The organism is Bartonella sp. AA78NXGY (assembly GCF_042197005.1).
In the GTDB taxonomy this organism is placed as follows: domain Bacteria; phylum Pseudomonadota; class Alphaproteobacteria; order Rhizobiales; family Rhizobiaceae; genus Bartonella.
This window is the reverse complement of sequence record NZ_JBHIRI010000013.1, coordinates 1-14,305: the sequence shown is the minus strand read 5'-3', so window position 1 is coordinate 14,305 and position 14,305 is coordinate 1. Positions and strand designations below refer to the sequence as shown.

Genomic DNA, 14,305 nt, shown 5'->3' with positions numbered 1-14,305 from the left:
TAAGGTTTCATAAGCAAACCTTACTTAAGAATATTCATCACACACTCTAACGAAAAACATCTCTATTTAAATTTGTAGATCTTATATCACTTGCTCTAAACAACAGTGTTTTACAGCACAACAAGATAAATTAAAGAAGGAAAAAAATTCTATAAAGAAAAAGAACTATTGGAAAGAAGGCAAGAATTTGCCTATACTGCACAGTAAAGTATCATAAGGAGATAAAAATGCGCCTTACAGTTGTTGGTGCAAATGGAAGAATGGGACGTGAACTCATTACAGCAATCCAGCAGAGGAAAGATGTAGAGCTTTGTGCTGTTCTTGTACGTAAAGGCTCACCGTTTGTAGGAAAAGATGCCAGTGCATTAATTGGTTCAGATTCTCTTGGGATTAGTATCACTGACAATCCCGAAAATGCCTTTTCTAATACAGAAGGTATTTTAGATTTTTCACAACCAGAAGCCAGTATTCTTTATGCTAACTACGCTGCTCAAAAAAGCCTTGTCCATATTATTGGCACCACAGGATTTAGCAAAACAGAAGAAGAAAAAATTGCAAATTTTGCGAAATATACAACTATTGTCAAATCCGGAAATATGAGCCTTGGAATAAATCTTTTAGCCAACCTTGTAAAGAAAGCCGCTAAAGCATTAGAAGCCGATGATTTTGATATCGAAGTTTATGAAATGCATCACGCTAACAAAGTTGATGCTCCTTCTGGAACAGCCCTTCTTCTTGGCCAAGCAGCAGCTGAAGGGCGCAATGTTATGCTTAAAAATGTGCGTGTCAACGAACGCAATGGTCATATAGGTAAACGCAAAAAAGGCACCATTGGCTTTTCCTGTTCACGTGGTGGGACAGTTGTTGGAGAACACAGTGTCATTTTTGCCGGCTCCAATGAGCGCATTGTTCTTTCACATACAGCGCAAAAACGCTCTATCTTTGCCAATGGCGCATTAAAAGCAGCTTTATGGGCACAAAATCATGAAAGCGGTCTTTATTCAATGTTCGATGTTTTGGGATTAAACGATGAATTTTAAACAATCAATAGAATAGAGGCAATTTATAATGGGACGCATACTTACACTAATTCGTCATGGACAAAGTGAATGGAATCTCAAAAACCTTTTTACCGGTTGGAAAGATCCCGATTTAACAGAAAAAGGTCATGCAGAAGCGATAGCAGCAGGAAAAAAACTGAAAGAATATGGTTTGAGATTTGATATCGCTTATACATCTGCCTTACAGCGAGCTCAAAAAACCGCTCAGCACATTTTAGAGCAAATGGGACAATCAGATTTAGAAGTGATAAAAAATCCCGCATTAAATGAACGTAATTATGGTGATCTTTCTGGTTTAAATAAAGATGAAGTACGCCAACAATGGGGGCAGGAGAAAGTGCAAATGTGGCGCCGCTCCTATACGATTGCGCCGCCGAATGGAGAAAGCCTACGCGATACCGGTGCACGCATCTGGCCTTATTATCTTTACCATATCCAGCCTTATATTTTGCGCTCCCAAACTGTTTTGATCGCAGCACATGGAAATTCTCTTCGTGCTCTTATTATGGTGCTTGAAGGTCTCTCCGGTGAGGAAATTATATCTCAAGAATTAGCGACCGGCATTCCTATTATTTACACATTTAATCCGGATTCAACAATTTTATCAAAGACAGTCCTCACACCTTAAACTTCTAAAATCATGATCTCCCTCAAAAGTTCAATGCTATCGTTTTAAGCTAAAAAAATAAATTCTATAATTTTATTGACAGAGTTGCTTCATGCGCTTAGATGGATTTTATAAGCCCAAATGGCGGAATTGGTAGACGCGCAGGTTTCAGGTACCCGTGCCGTAAGGCGTGGAGGTTCGAGTCCTCTTTTGGGCACCAAATTTTATCTTTAATGTATTGAAATATATAGATTTTTTTCTTTAAAGAGCTGTTTTTAGACCACCCTTTACGGTTTATAAAACTTTATCTAATTTACTCCTATTTGTTCCTTATTTTTCTTTGGAGTGAAGGCTAAGATCTCTTTTTTTCTCCACCTCACTGCTCTCCCTAGCTTATATGGCTCCGGAAACAACCCCTGAAGCACCCAATTGCGAATCGTTGTTGTGGATACACTAAAAAGCTGTGCACACTCACGTGTCGTTACATATCTATCTCCATCATCAAATATCATCTCATTACCTTTCTCTTTTTTATATTAATTAAATGGGTGGGAGTGCTGGAAGGCATGTGAAGCACTCCAACTTTTAAAAATTTGCAAGTTTATTTTTTAGATGTGCTTAATTTCATATTTCCAATCAGGCAATTGAGTAAGAGCTAATGCGAGTTGTCCTCTATGACACATGCATACATTGGCTTCAAAACAGGTGATTGCAACGCGCTTTTTGTTTAAAAACATTTGATATAATTTGTTTATTGCACAAGAATTATTCTTGAGAGTTGTATTTTGATAATCTTCAAAAAGGCGGTCATAATCTTTTTGTTTTTTCAAATTTCTTCGTTTTTCAGAGGCAATTCCGAATTCAGGCATATGCATATATTCAATATCTATGTTGCTTACAGCTTGCTCTAATTGTCTTTTCGAAAATCCGTGTTTTCTACTTATTGGACTTTTACGAACATCACATAAAATTTTGATATTGTTTTCTATGAAACAACTAAGATAATTCTCAAGGGACTTACCTTCATAGCCAATGGTAAAAAAACAAAATTCCTCATCTTTAGCAGGCTGTATGATAATATGTTCGATGTTACACACGTTTAATTTCCTTAGTAAATGGGTGGGGATGCTCGTAGATATGCGGGGCCCCCCCCCCCATAAGGTTAAGCAGCTTTTGTTGAGAGTTGTTGTATCTCTCGTTCTATCTCTGCTAAAAAGGCTTCAACAACTTGATTGATCTGTTCAATTTGTTGATCATCACGGAGAACACGCTTGACTTTCATGCGTAAGTGAAAGAATTCCCCCGTAAAACGTGGGTCATAGCTTACGAAATCACACCATTTTCGTCCTGTACAAGCCATTTGGAATTGCATTTGTGCGTGATATTCTGGTTTGATTTCGTCACCTATACAAAAGCGCATATGTGTTACTGATCTCGGGCATTTGACTTCGATTAAACCGTCTTCTCCAATGAGACCATCGGGGCTAGCCCCCGCCATTTCTATTGTGGGGTGTTGGATAAAGCCGCACTTTGTTATATTGGCATCATAAATGAAGCCATATTCTCTCAAGGCATCTTCTTCATGTTCGATACCCCATCTCATATCTTCAGTTTCATAATAGGGGCTTGTTTCGCCTGTTAAACGCTCTGTTATGAGTTTGATTTTGTAGTCTTCATATTTGCTCGTAGGCAATCCTTTTGTATTTTTATTGAGTATGTTGTAAATGTTTGATGCGGTGACTTTACCCAAGCGCGCTTGGAACCATTCTGCTGTTCGTTGCTCCATCTCACACCGCCGTTTGTTGCTCTTGTGATGGGAGCGATTGTAGAGCTTTTTCTTTTTGAATATTTTTTCTTCTTTCCAAATGCCCCAAAACCAATTCTGCTTTTTCACAAGACATATCTGTTAGTTTTCCTGCTTCTGCAAAATAGAGAAGACTAATTTCATTTGTCCCTGTTTCTTTAATTAATTATTCGATTTGCTTTATCTGTTTAGAGGAAACTTTTTGATTATTTGTATCGCCTTCTTTGGTTCGCGGTTGACCATCTGTATCGTCTTCTTTACTTGCTACATTAAGAATCATGCCTAACAGGTATCTCCCCGTAGGTAAGTGTAAAACCAACTGATCGTATGCTATTTTTAGAGCCTGTACTGTCAATTGGAAATGTTCCTTCTGTTGAGATTTGATTTTTGAAGGATGAGACAGAATTATTTCTATGGTAACGTTTTTTTCTGTTTAATGTTTAATATATTTGTATTTTGCAAGCCCGTCCTTTACAGCATCAATGTACTGATCAAGCATAGCGTATTTGCTGTTTGTATGGGTGATTGTAGAGTTTTTTCAATATTTTGATATTTTGTTTGCATAGCCGAAAGATCACGGACAAAGTTTTGGCGCTCTTGTCGTTCTATTTCTTTTTCTCTTAAATCAAGAAGACGCTTTAAGCGGTCAATACTGACGTCACTTTCTAAGGCTTTATTTAAAATACATTCCATAGCAGTTTGTTCGACGGCTAAATGATGTGTTTCTTCAATTTCTATTAGGTTAGTGTTTTGTTCACTCATTTTGATTTTCTCCATTACGCGCAATTCACGTGTGACGTGAATCACGCATGTTTTAAAAGGCTGGTTTGGCTGTTAGAAAGGGCTTATACGCTCTGTCTTTTCCAGGGATATGTTCGGGCTTTTCTATTATAACTAATATGTGTGTTGCTTGAAATACATGTGTTACCACATACAACAGCATCACCACCAATATGAGCTTTTTCACAAATATTGCATTGCCGTGAATTTCGGCTATTCCGTAAACTTGCGTATTATCGAAAATATGTGCATTGGATTCAACACAAACGCTTCCAACGTCTCTCAGTGCACGCATGCGACGAACTGGGCGACGATAGAGAATGTCTATTTCATCAGTAAATTCGTATTTTTTTCCATGGTTTATTGCCTCTCGCCCTTTGTGATGATTTCATCATTGATGATCTCTGCGTTTCCCTGAATAAATGCATAACCATGGATTTTGGCATTTCCTCCAACTTTTGCTCTGATGGAAATCAATGGACTGTCATAAATTTTAGCTTTTCCACTAATAAATGCAACACCAGAAATCTGTGCATTTTCGTAAATTTGTGCATTGGCAAAAACACGAATATATCCAAAAATCTGCGCATTGCTAAAAATATTAGTTTCTCTGGTAACAGATTCACTACCAAAAACACATGCATTTTCATAAATACCAGAAATGTTATCAATATAAACATCACCAAAAACCTTGGCATAACCATAGACTTTTGCATCATCACCTACCCAGCAATTACCATCATGACTGAGGTTGTCTTCTTTTTGTATAAAGCTGCCTAGGTCGCCTGCTTTAACAGCATCAAAATCTCTTAAGGCTTTAATTCAGTGAAGAGTTTTTCCAGCAAACTCTATTGTTTCATCAGTCATTTCGTATTTCTTTTCCATGATTGTTGCTCTTAATGCATACTTTATCTTTATAAGCTCTTGAAACTGCAAACCAATGCCTTCTGCTGCTGGTACAACTTTTTCTATTCCATTTGCGGTTTGAAGTGGATGGTCGGACAATCCATAAGTTGCTTTTGGATTTTGTCTTGATACGGTAGCAAATTTTCACCTGCTGCTCGTCTGTAAAACCACCCTTTTTGCTGTAAGAAGAGAATGAATTGTTTTGGTTGTATCTCGAGTATTTTAGCGGCTTCTGTAAGACCGAAGAGTCCGTTGTGACGTTGCAAACTTTCAAGAGCAGCTGCTTTGGGTTTAAGGATACTCACTTCACTTTTTAAAGTCTCTAATTGTGTGACACTTTCTAAAAGCAGTTTTTTCACAAATAGAGAGTCTTCTAAAGCGTTTGCAAGGTCTAAAGGTTTCTTTGCACGCCGTTCACATTCAATAAAATATTGACGGGCTTGTTTACCTTTTTCATTACGCTCTACCATGGCGAGCTCTTTTGCCATGTCTAATGTGGGGTGATAGTCTATGGCTGTAACAGCTCTAGATTTTGCGCTCCCCAATTTTGTGGACCGCAAATCTTGTGTTTTTATAAAATCACTGTCCTCTTCAAATTCATATTGATGAATACGATCCTTAATTCAAGTAGAGAAATCTTTCCCCATTTCCAAAAATTCATGTAACTCACGTGCGTTGACCGTTTGAACGGTTTCGTGTTTGATTGTATTGTGCTGGATAGCAATAGGCTTTTCCATTACGAACCTCATGTTGATGGGATTGATGAATGAAAGGGGGCGGCGCTTTTAAATGCGCCCTTCAGAATTTAAAGCACATCACAAGGATGCAAACGGTGTTGTTGTTCGTAAGAATCATACATTGCATCGTTATATTCATGCTGTTTTATATCGTCTAAAAAAAACGTATGCTGTGATGTGTAAAATAACGTCATGAGGTATGTTTCCGTTAAAACACTGTTCTTCATGTTCTCTAAGATAAAATTCTGCGATATCTTCAGATATATCTTCGCAGCTCTTTTAAGAAGGATTGATGCGAAAGATTTGGATTTCATTATTTGCCTCGTCAATAATTTCTAGAACTTGGCTTTCATCCAGAGGTCCTGACCGACCAATGTTTTGATCATCATCGTAGACAACTAATAAAATTTCATCAGAATTTATAAGAATTGGATTTTCCATAATTTCTCCTCTCTAACGCCTCTTGGCAATTGTTTGTGCGTGGTTTATGGATACCAATGTAGCGATTTTGAAAAATTTTTTTAAAGTAATAAACTAAAGGCTTGCTTGAAGAGAAGTATAAAAATATTAATTCATATTCTGGCTGGCTTAATCCAGTCGATAGGTGCACACCATTCTAATTCTACATCTACGATATCGGCATATTTTCCATTTATACTGGATAAAACCCATTTCCCTTTTTCTTTTCCGAAACGTAATACTTTGATGTAAACTTTTCCACATTTAGTTTTTATGATAGCGCGGTTGTTAATAAGATCCTCTGGTAGCAAATGATAGGAATAAAAAAGAAGACTTCCTTCTTCAATGACTGGAAACATAGAATCACCTACCACGCGAACAGCAACAGTTCCTTTAGGAGCAGATGGCGGGGCTTCTACTTCTTCTAGACAACCAGAATCTATTGCGATTATTTCTCCTCCGGCTCCTACAGATCCGATCAAAGGAACTAAGTGATTAGTGGGAATAGAAGCACCTGTAAGCTTTGATATTTCTAATAATTCTCGAGCAGAAATATCTCTTGTTCCTTTTAGCATTTTATTGACGGCAGCACGATCTATTGAGCGACCTAAAGAAGCGGTTAGCTGTCTTGAAAGCCCTAATTGGCTTAATCCAGCTTCAGATAAGGCATTTTGTAACCATTGCGAGATACTTATTGTCATATCTTTATTGTAGGTACATTGTATACAATCGTCATTTTCTAATTTAGCAACATGTAGTTTCATTATAAATTTTCCTTCTTGATATTGTTTTTATAATCGCTACATAATGTGCTATGAAACAATTTTCGGAAATAATAAATCTGTTAGGTGGGGTTCGTAGGGTAGTATCTCAGCTGCTTGGGGTTCATAGAACACGCGTGTATGCCTGGCTCCGTCCTATATCAAAAGGGGGAACTGGTGGGAGAATTCCAACAAAACATATCCCAATTCTTTTGAATGAAGCCAAAAGAATTGGAGCACCGATTAAGGCAGAAGACTTTTTCTCGTTTTTTTATAGGACGCAATCATGTGATTCTAAATTATCTTCACAATCTGCTTTTATTGCTGCTTCTACAGAAAAGAATGAACATCAACAGCATCATTCACACTCTTAAACAAGCATTAAATAAAGAGATCAAATTAATAGATTACGCGTCACCATGCGCACGCATAAATACGTAGAGCCTTAAGGGGGATTATGATCACTAACGCACAAACTATTTTATGTCTTGATCTAGGAACCAAGACAGGCTGGGCGATCGTGGTGCAGATGGTCACATAACAAGCGATACAGAAGATTTTCAATCACGCCGTTTTGAAGGCGGTGGTATGCGTTATTTACGCTTTAAACGGTGGCTCACTGAACTAAAGAGGTCCGTTGATGAAATTGACGCGGTGTATTTTGAAGAGGTGCGCCGGCATGTGGGTACAAACGCTTCTCATATTTACGGAGGCTTTCTAGCAACCTTAACAGCGTGGTGTGAACATCATCAGATACTATATGAAGGCATTCCTGTTGGCACAATTAAGAAGGCAACAACAGGAAAAGGTAACGCCTCAAAAGAAGAAATGATTAAGGTGGTGTGTACAAAAGGACATACGCCTAAAGACGACAACGAAGCAGATGCTTTAGCAATTTTATATTTAATGAAAGAAGGGGGGGTATACATGTCCAATAAATTACCGTGGACGGAGGCTATTTGCAGATAAATGGATTCTTGATCTTGCTTGTTTATTTCCCTTTGAGTGCAAAGTTTACATAAAGTTACGCTTGCAAATGCTTTATACTGGAAAACCACTTTTAAATAATATGAAGGTCCGGGCTGATTACACTGGCTGTTCAGTAAAAATGTTCATGAAAGCGTTAGAAGTTTTAATAAGCACAGGTCATATCGAACGTTTAGACGATGGGTGTTTATGGAGTTTAAAAGTTGAAGAAGAACTCAATAACTCTAATGAGAGTTTAGAGAAGGTATCGAAGACGTCACGGTCAAAGACGTTATCAGAGAGAGCAAAGAAAGCAGCGTAGGCAAGATGGGATAAACATACAAATGATGCTTGTGATATGCTTAACGATGCTAAAGCAATGCTTAATGATGCCCATATATAACATAAACAATAACAGTTATAATAAAAACTAATACTATCGTATTAGCAAAAAAAAAAATTGTTCTGAAAATTTAGAAACAAACGAACAGGTTCATGAGTCAATAGAGATTCATGCTTGCGGAAGCTAACCAGAGCAAATCACAACGGATGTAGAAAACCAACCTCCCAATCACAAGCAAAAGAACGTTCCCCAAAAAGCGAAGCGGACTAAATCAAAAGATGATTTTCGCTTACCTGAGGATTTTGAACCTAATTTGCAATACGCAATCGATAAAGGCTAACCCATGATGAGGCGCTGTTAGAATTCGAACGGTTCACAAATTACTGGATAGCAAATCCAAATAAAAATGCAAACAAACGGGATTGGCAAAGGACTTGGTACAATTGGGTTACAAGCCCTATCGGAACGCTAGCAAAGAAAAAAGCAAGATTAGAACAGGAAAAACGGTTAGGTGGTCATTATGGAAAATTCACTCATAAAACTTTCACAGAACAGTTTGCAGAGGGCTTCAACGAACTCAGAGATCATCTCTCATCTGGAAAAGATTATGGAAATGATCAGTCCGGGGCATCCATTGACGCTGAAAGCTGGGAATACATTGACGAAACAGGAGTAGGCGCAAACCTTAGATGCTTGAATCATCTACAAGCGTTGCTTTCTGTGAAAGCTTCAGTTAAGCAGATTGAGCAAACTTCTTTCCTACTCTCAAGCCATGAGAGTCCCTGCGAATACAGACGCCAAAGCCATCGTTTTATCCTATGGCATGATGCTGGACCGCATTTCGTCATATGCTATGAAAAAGTGCGTCGAAAATATCGTAACGGGTTAAGCAATTGGGATATCAAAAACATTTATGCCAACTTGTGGAGAGCTTTTAACTTATTGCCAGACAGTAGAAAACACCCTTCTTTCAAAAGCCGAAAGTGTACGCAAGACTGTTTTGAGCACCCGTGAAAAAAGGCTGAAAGAAAAGGCAATGAGAGAGAATTCAAGACCACTCACGTTAGTTGAAAAGCAAAAGCTTGAAGGAATTTAAATGGTCTTGGGGGAACAGTGAAAAACATTGCAGGTTAGTAAACTAGTGAAAAGCGCTGATCATTTTGGGATTAGATATGTGTTTAAACCGACAAAAAGGCACCGTACAAAGAGATTTGAAGTTTTTTACTACAATTAAACACAAAACGCTCTGTACGGTCAAATTTAAGGTAAATAGACCAATTGGTAAAATTATGGACTAAAAACATGAGAATATTAAAAGACCTGTCCTTAAAAAAGCGTAAACAGCCAATGCAAAAAGAGTTTGTTGCAACAGCTGTTGGTTATGTTCCTTGGGGGGGGGGACGGAGCGGCAGAGTATTTTTACAACCTCTACAAATATGAAGACGGTACAAGATAATGTGAAAAGTTTGATGGCGGCCAGTATTATACCACACCAGAATGCGGATTTTAGTACCAAAGCGCAGGTGAAAGCATGGGTTTACGGTGGTGCTATTCCGAAAAGCGTTCTCAATTACGAACCTCTTATAGACGAGATCAATAAAGAGATCAAAAAATTATCGAAAACCGCAGGAAATAAATATGTTTACAGATAAACAGCTAAGAGCCTTGTTTGGCATTATAACTTTTATATTTTTATGTTTTTTAGGAATTAAAAAAAATCCTTACTTTATTCAAAGTATTTTGACATTCGCATCTGTTTCTTTGGTAATAGTCACAACTGTTTTTGCAATTTTATGCAATTCTCATATTCCTTCTGAATTGCAGAGCAACCCAAAATATAAAGGTGATGATACAACGGGTTGGGTGAAACTAACACGTGATTTACAACAGTATTTGCACAGACTCTTAAAACTAATAAGTTTAGCGTTTGTCGTTTTAATTTTCCCAAATAGTTATAAAGAAACGGTTTCTTTACCTGTCATTTCTAGGTATGTGGAGTACAAGCTTTCTTTTCCATTGGGATACTTTACTTTGGTACTCAGATATTGCTCTTTGGTATTCCTTTTTAGTTTGTGTATTGTTTCTTATGTTACGTACACGCAGTTTAATAAACATATCTATTTACCCACTACAGTGCTCAGTTTAAAAGCCATAGTAAAACTTCCGATTTTATAAAACTGTTTAGATTAAATGGCATTGTCTCTTCTCAACGTTCATAGATGAAATCAACAAAAACATCAAAAAATCATTGAAAAAGGCGCGTAACAATGACTCATGTCTGCTCACCATTGAGATATCCAAGCGGTAAGGCTGCACTGTATGGAAAAGTCAAAGAAATATTTGAGAAAAAGCATTAAATGGCTGTTCCTATAGAGAGCCATTTGCTGGCAGGTGTAGACTTGCTCTAAAGCTTTTTTTAATGGTGAAGTTAAAGATATTCACATTAACGATATTGATCTGTTCATTTGGAGCTTTTGGTATTGCGTTTTGCACAAGACAGAAGAATTAATAGAAAAAATCAATACAACGACCATTAACTTAGAAGAATGGTACATACAAAAAGATAGAATACATTTAACTCGTTTAAATGCACGGGAATCTTTGCTGCGTTATGGAACTGATGAAAACACCTTTTTTATATGGACCCTCCTTGTTTTAAAAAAGGAAAAGGGCTTTGTACTTGGTTTTACAAAGCTAATGATCACCACAATTTAGAGAATGTCATCTCCCAACATGTGACAGCACCTTGGCTAATTATTTATGACAACGTTGAAGAAATTAAATTATTGTATAGGCAATATCTCTCAATAGAATTTAGCTTACAATATTCTCTACAAGAGAAAAGGAAAGCTACCGAATTGATGATTTTTTCACCTAAAATCAAAGTACCTCAATTTTTAGAAAAGAATATAGGTTCGCTTCTCAAAGCAGCTTAATTGCAGACTGCATTAATAGGAGCTTTAATCAAATGCTTATGCTTACACCATTTGGCAAAACATTACGTAAAATTCGTATTGATCGAACAGAACGTCTATTAGATATGGCTAAGAAATTAGGCGTATCTATAGCATTTTTATCTTCTGTAGAAATTGGCAAAAAGCCTATACCTGCTGACATGGAAGAAAAGATCATTGAGAAATATGCTTTAGATAAAGAAACAGCCTCTATCTTGAGAAAAGAAGCAAATATTTGTCATAAGAATTTTACAATGAACTCTTCTGCCCCACTTAACCATGAAATTTCTAACACGTTTGTTAGAATTTTTAAGTCTCTTTCACAACAAGATCTGACAAAGTGCAATGAACTCATGGAGAAAGTAGAAAAAAAACAGTGCTTGCAGAATAGAATACCTTGATCTCCTTATTTTATACACTGTAAACATAATTTTATATGTTAAAAACAATAATATCATTTTGAAATAATTGAATAAATATGCAAATCATTCTAAGATTTTTTATGTATAAATTGCTAATCTAATGGAGCTACAAATATGCTAAATAAAGTGACGTTAATCGGGCGCCTTGGAGCTGATCCCGAAAGCAAAACAATGAATTTTGGAGAAGAAATAGTCAATTTTAGTATAGCGACTTCTGAGAGCTATACAGATAAAAAAACCAATCAAAAAGTAGAGAAAACAGAATGGCATTCCGTGGTGATTTTTAATCCACATTTGGCAAAAATTGCACTTCAGTATCTAAACAAAGGTTCAAAGGTTTACATAGAAGGAAAATTACAGACACGCAAATGGCAAGATAAAAATGGGCATGACCGCTACACAACAGAGATTGTCTTACCACAATTCAAAGGCGAATTTTATTTGCTTGATGCAAAGAAAGAGCAATCAGCATCCCCTACCCCCTCACCCATTACTTCTCAAAATTATGCTATCGCTTCAGGTGCTACTGATCATGGCACATCTCTTAATGATGCTATCCCATTCTGATTGATAACATATGACAAAGAGAAAAAAACGTACAAAAAGCGAACGTCCTCGGATTAAAGGATGTATCAGAGAACCAAACGGACGCATCTCACGAGCAAAAACACCGCATAAACCCATGGATAAATTGGCAATTGAAATGCGTGCCAAACGCTTTGGCTTGACCATAGAAGAGGCTAAAAATCCGCTTTCCGGAACCTATATCGGGCGGTTTTATTTGCAAGGTGAAATCAATCAAGACCAATATGATGCTGCACAAAAATATCTTGAAGTGAAAAACAATTATCTATGTGCAAAAGAATTGCCTAATGCAATTTATGATAACTTTACTCCTTCATCAAATGAGGAGGCACAAAAACGGTGGATTGAAAGAGCAACTCATTGTTATGAAGAGACGAAAGAGGTTATCAAAGAAACAAAACACCTCTATAGACAGTATAATCTTTACGCTGCATTACAATATCTTTTTATAGAAGATCAATCGTTAACACATCTTGTTAGCTCTTTGCGTATTGTTCTTAATGCGCTTCATAAGCATTTTAGCCATTAAAAAAGAATTGACATCAGATGAAAAATCATTAAAATGTGTATATATTTACACATTATGAGTTTAGGTAATGGAACAAGATAGCCGAAAAATCATTGCAAAATTAAAGCGTGATGGCTTTGAACTTATCAAAGTGAAAGGTTCTCATCATAAATTTAAAAAAGATGATAAGGTTGTTATCGTTCCACATCCTAAAAAAAATCTTCCGATTGGTACAGCACGTTCTATCGCACAACAAGCAGGCTGGTTAAAAGAAGGAGAAGAAGAATGAAAAGATTTTTTGCTCTTGTTCATAAAGATGAAGAATCTGCTTTTGGTGTTCAGTTTCCTGATTTTGAGGGACTTTTTTCTGCTGCTGATGAGGAAGAAAATTTAATCGCAAATGCAACAGAAGCACTCCAACTTTATTGTGAAGATATAGATAGAGTGCCTATTCCTTCAAAATTTGAAGAAGTCATACAACGGAAATCTGTCAAAACAGCTTTGTCAGAAGGAGCTTTTTTAATACAAGTTCCTTTTATTGAAAATGATTCAGAAGTCATACGCACAAATATATCAATTGAACGAGGGCTTTTACGTGCAATTGATAATTGTGCACAAAAGAGAGGTTTAACAAGATCTGCTTTTTTGGCAACAGCAGCCCGTCACGAGCTTAATATTTAGCTCATCAATCTGGAAAAATTTCTCACTCTCGATTTTTTTACAAAAGCGTGTAATTGCATATGATCCGCAAACTATTAATGAAAATCAAAAGGCAGCAGGCAAACAAAACGCTATAGTTAAGAGGGATATAACTATCATTGATATTATATACATGGCATCTAATATTTCTGGACCTGTCATTGCCTTTCCCTCCTATAATAATTTCACAATAATTTATAAAATCTAAAATGTTTTAGAAAATTTTATATATTCTATTTTAAAATAAAAAATATAGATTTTTTTGTTGGCATGGTGTAAAAAATTGCATTTAATGACGATACTGCACTAGTCGTATTGCGTCTAAAATTCAAAAATATCCCCAAAATTCAGTAAAATGTCAACTTGAAGCGTGGCTAGAAAGCCCTGTTTTCTAGATAATTCTGACTAATCAATTTTTCACAGAATAAAAATCAATAATTGACTAATTATGTCATTAATTATGACTCAAAAGGAGCAATGATGAAAGCTGTCATCACTAAGCCAATGTGTGTTGTTGGCGACAATAAAAGCACTGTTCGCTTTGAACCATCAACACCCAATAATCCATTTGTTGAAGTTTCCAATCAAGTCTACGCACGTCTCAAGCGCGCCAATGCTGTAAAACCTTTTATTGGAGTCAAAACAACAGCAAAACCTGAAAAGACAGTTGAACAAATTAAGCAAATAGAACAAGAAGCCACACAAACATCAAC

General features: G+C 36.6%; 18 protein-coding genes, 1 tRNA gene and 6 pseudogenes. 17 read left to right on the top strand and 8 right to left on the bottom strand.

The annotated features are described in order from the left end of the window. Positions 1 to 227 precede the first annotated feature (227 nt). The 3 genes from dapB (at position 228) to ACFINL_RS07710 (ending at position 1,888) form a co-directional block, all read left to right on the top strand. Positions 228 to 1,040 (top strand): 4-hydroxy-tetrahydrodipicolinate reductase, encoded by an 813-nt coding sequence (dapB, locus tag ACFINL_RS07720; protein WP_375651300.1) that lies wholly within the window; start codon positions 228 to 230, stop codon positions 1,038 to 1,040. Positions 1,041 to 1,068: 28 nt separating this feature from the next. Then, positions 1,069 to 1,689 (top strand): 2,3-bisphosphoglycerate-dependent phosphoglycerate mutase, encoded by a 621-nt coding sequence (locus ACFINL_RS07715; protein WP_375612252.1) that lies wholly within the window; start codon positions 1,069 to 1,071, stop codon positions 1,687 to 1,689. Positions 1,690 to 1,803: 114 nt separating this feature from the next. Next, positions 1,804 to 1,888: transfer RNA gene (locus ACFINL_RS07710), tRNA-Leu, on the top strand. Positions 1,889 to 1,976: 88 nt separating this feature from the next. On the opposite strand, the gene ACFINL_RS07705 is transcribed toward ACFINL_RS07710, so the two are convergent. From ACFINL_RS07705 to ACFINL_RS07675, 7 genes and pseudogenes are all read right to left on the bottom strand, one after another. After that, positions 1,977 to 2,180, bottom strand: a complete 204-nt coding sequence (locus ACFINL_RS07705) for an AlpA family transcriptional regulator (protein ID WP_007553275.1) — start codon at positions 2,178 to 2,180, stop codon at positions 1,977 to 1,979. 96 nt (positions 2,181 to 2,276) lie between these two features. After that, positions 2,277 to 2,765 (bottom strand): DUF488 family protein, encoded by a 489-nt coding sequence (locus ACFINL_RS07700; protein WP_375651298.1) that lies wholly within the window; start codon positions 2,763 to 2,765, stop codon positions 2,277 to 2,279. Positions 2,766 to 2,830: 65 nt separating this feature from the next. Further along, positions 2,831 to 3,454: a lambda exonuclease family protein gene (locus tag ACFINL_RS07695; RefSeq protein WP_375651296.1), complete on the bottom strand. Its 624-nt coding sequence runs from the start codon at positions 3,452 to 3,454 to the stop codon at positions 2,831 to 2,833. Position 3,455: 1 nt separating this feature from the next. After that, positions 3,456 to 4,234: pseudogene (locus tag ACFINL_RS07690) on the bottom strand (ERF family protein). Positions 4,235 to 5,170: 936 nt separating this feature from the next. Beyond that, positions 5,171 to 5,781, bottom strand: a pseudogene (locus ACFINL_RS07685) (phage antirepressor KilAC domain-containing protein); the annotation flags it as partial. 393 nt (positions 5,782 to 6,174) lie between these two features. Then, positions 6,175 to 6,336, bottom strand: coding sequence for a hypothetical protein (locus ACFINL_RS07680; protein WP_375612553.1), 162 nt, complete (start codon positions 6,334 to 6,336; stop codon positions 6,175 to 6,177). 131 nt (positions 6,337 to 6,467) lie between these two features. After that, positions 6,468 to 7,118: a S24 family peptidase gene (locus tag ACFINL_RS07675; RefSeq protein WP_375612543.1), complete on the bottom strand. Its 651-nt coding sequence runs from the start codon at positions 7,116 to 7,118 to the stop codon at positions 6,468 to 6,470. A 134-nt stretch (positions 7,119 to 7,252) separates the two neighbouring features. Between ACFINL_RS07675 and ACFINL_RS07670 the strand changes: the two genes are divergently transcribed. The 7 genes and pseudogenes from ACFINL_RS07670 (at position 7,253) to ACFINL_RS07640 (ending at position 10,570) form a co-directional block, all read left to right on the top strand. After that, positions 7,253 to 7,489, top strand: a complete 237-nt coding sequence (locus ACFINL_RS07670) for a hypothetical protein (protein ID WP_375651294.1) — start codon at positions 7,253 to 7,255, stop codon at positions 7,487 to 7,489. 83 nt (positions 7,490 to 7,572) lie between these two features. Then, positions 7,573 to 8,084, top strand: a pseudogene (locus ACFINL_RS07665) (crossover junction endodeoxyribonuclease RuvC). A 67-nt stretch (positions 8,085 to 8,151) separates the two neighbouring features. Beyond that, on the top strand, positions 8,152 to 8,403 hold the full coding sequence (locus ACFINL_RS07660) for a hypothetical protein (RefSeq protein WP_375647795.1): 252 nt from the start codon (positions 8,152 to 8,154) through the stop codon (positions 8,401 to 8,403). Positions 8,404 to 8,944: 541 nt separating this feature from the next. Then, positions 8,945 to 9,100 (top strand): hypothetical protein, encoded by a 156-nt coding sequence (locus tag ACFINL_RS07655; protein WP_375612545.1) that lies wholly within the window; start codon positions 8,945 to 8,947, stop codon positions 9,098 to 9,100. A 237-nt stretch (positions 9,101 to 9,337) separates the two neighbouring features. After that, positions 9,338 to 9,520 (top strand): hypothetical protein, encoded by a 183-nt coding sequence (locus tag ACFINL_RS07650; RefSeq protein WP_375612546.1) that lies wholly within the window; start codon positions 9,338 to 9,340, stop codon positions 9,518 to 9,520. Between the two features lie 206 nt (positions 9,521 to 9,726). Then, positions 9,727 to 10,076, top strand: a pseudogene (locus ACFINL_RS07645) (hypothetical protein). Next, positions 10,063 to 10,570 (top strand): annotated as a pseudogene (locus ACFINL_RS07640) (hypothetical protein). Before ACFINL_RS07645 ends, ACFINL_RS07640 begins: the two co-directional pseudogenes overlap by 14 nt. A gap of 387 nt (positions 10,571 to 10,957) precedes the next feature. On the opposite strand, the pseudogene ACFINL_RS07635 reads toward ACFINL_RS07640, so the two are convergent. Then, positions 10,958 to 11,032: pseudogene (locus tag ACFINL_RS07635) on the bottom strand (hypothetical protein); the annotation flags it as partial. Between the two features lie 31 nt (positions 11,033 to 11,063). Between ACFINL_RS07635 and ACFINL_RS07630 the strand changes: the two are divergent. The 7 genes from ACFINL_RS07630 to ACFINL_RS07600 form a co-directional block, all read left to right on the top strand. Further along, positions 11,064 to 11,360 carry a hypothetical protein gene (locus ACFINL_RS07630; protein ID WP_375651292.1) on the top strand — a complete coding sequence of 99 codons (297 nt, stop codon included), beginning with the start codon at positions 11,064 to 11,066 and terminating at the stop codon, positions 11,358 to 11,360. A 38-nt stretch (positions 11,361 to 11,398) separates the two neighbouring features. Beyond that, positions 11,399 to 11,779, top strand: coding sequence for a helix-turn-helix domain-containing protein (locus ACFINL_RS07625; protein ID WP_375612551.1), 381 nt, complete (start codon positions 11,399 to 11,401; stop codon positions 11,777 to 11,779). 135 nt (positions 11,780 to 11,914) lie between these two features. Beyond that, complete coding sequence (ssb, locus tag ACFINL_RS07620; RefSeq protein WP_375612548.1) at positions 11,915 to 12,367, top strand: single-stranded DNA-binding protein; 453 nt, start codon at positions 11,915 to 11,917, stop codon at positions 12,365 to 12,367. Positions 12,368 to 12,377: 10 nt separating this feature from the next. Next, the gene (locus tag ACFINL_RS07615) at positions 12,378 to 12,914 is read left to right on the top strand and encodes a hypothetical protein (RefSeq protein ID WP_375651290.1); all 537 of its coding nucleotides are present in this window, start codon (positions 12,378 to 12,380) and stop codon (positions 12,912 to 12,914) included. 67 nt (positions 12,915 to 12,981) lie between these two features. Continuing rightward, positions 12,982 to 13,182, top strand: coding sequence for a type II toxin-antitoxin system HicA family toxin (locus tag ACFINL_RS07610; RefSeq protein ID WP_375612550.1), 201 nt, complete (start codon positions 12,982 to 12,984; stop codon positions 13,180 to 13,182). Further along, positions 13,179 to 13,574, top strand: a complete 396-nt coding sequence (locus tag ACFINL_RS07605) for a type II toxin-antitoxin system HicB family antitoxin (RefSeq protein WP_375613839.1) — start codon at positions 13,179 to 13,181, stop codon at positions 13,572 to 13,574. Before ACFINL_RS07610 ends, ACFINL_RS07605 begins: the two co-directional genes overlap by 4 nt. Positions 13,575 to 14,072: 498 nt before the next feature. Further along, on the top strand, positions 14,073 to 14,305 hold a 233-nt coding region (locus ACFINL_RS07600; protein WP_375651288.1), incomplete at its 3' end, for a hypothetical protein.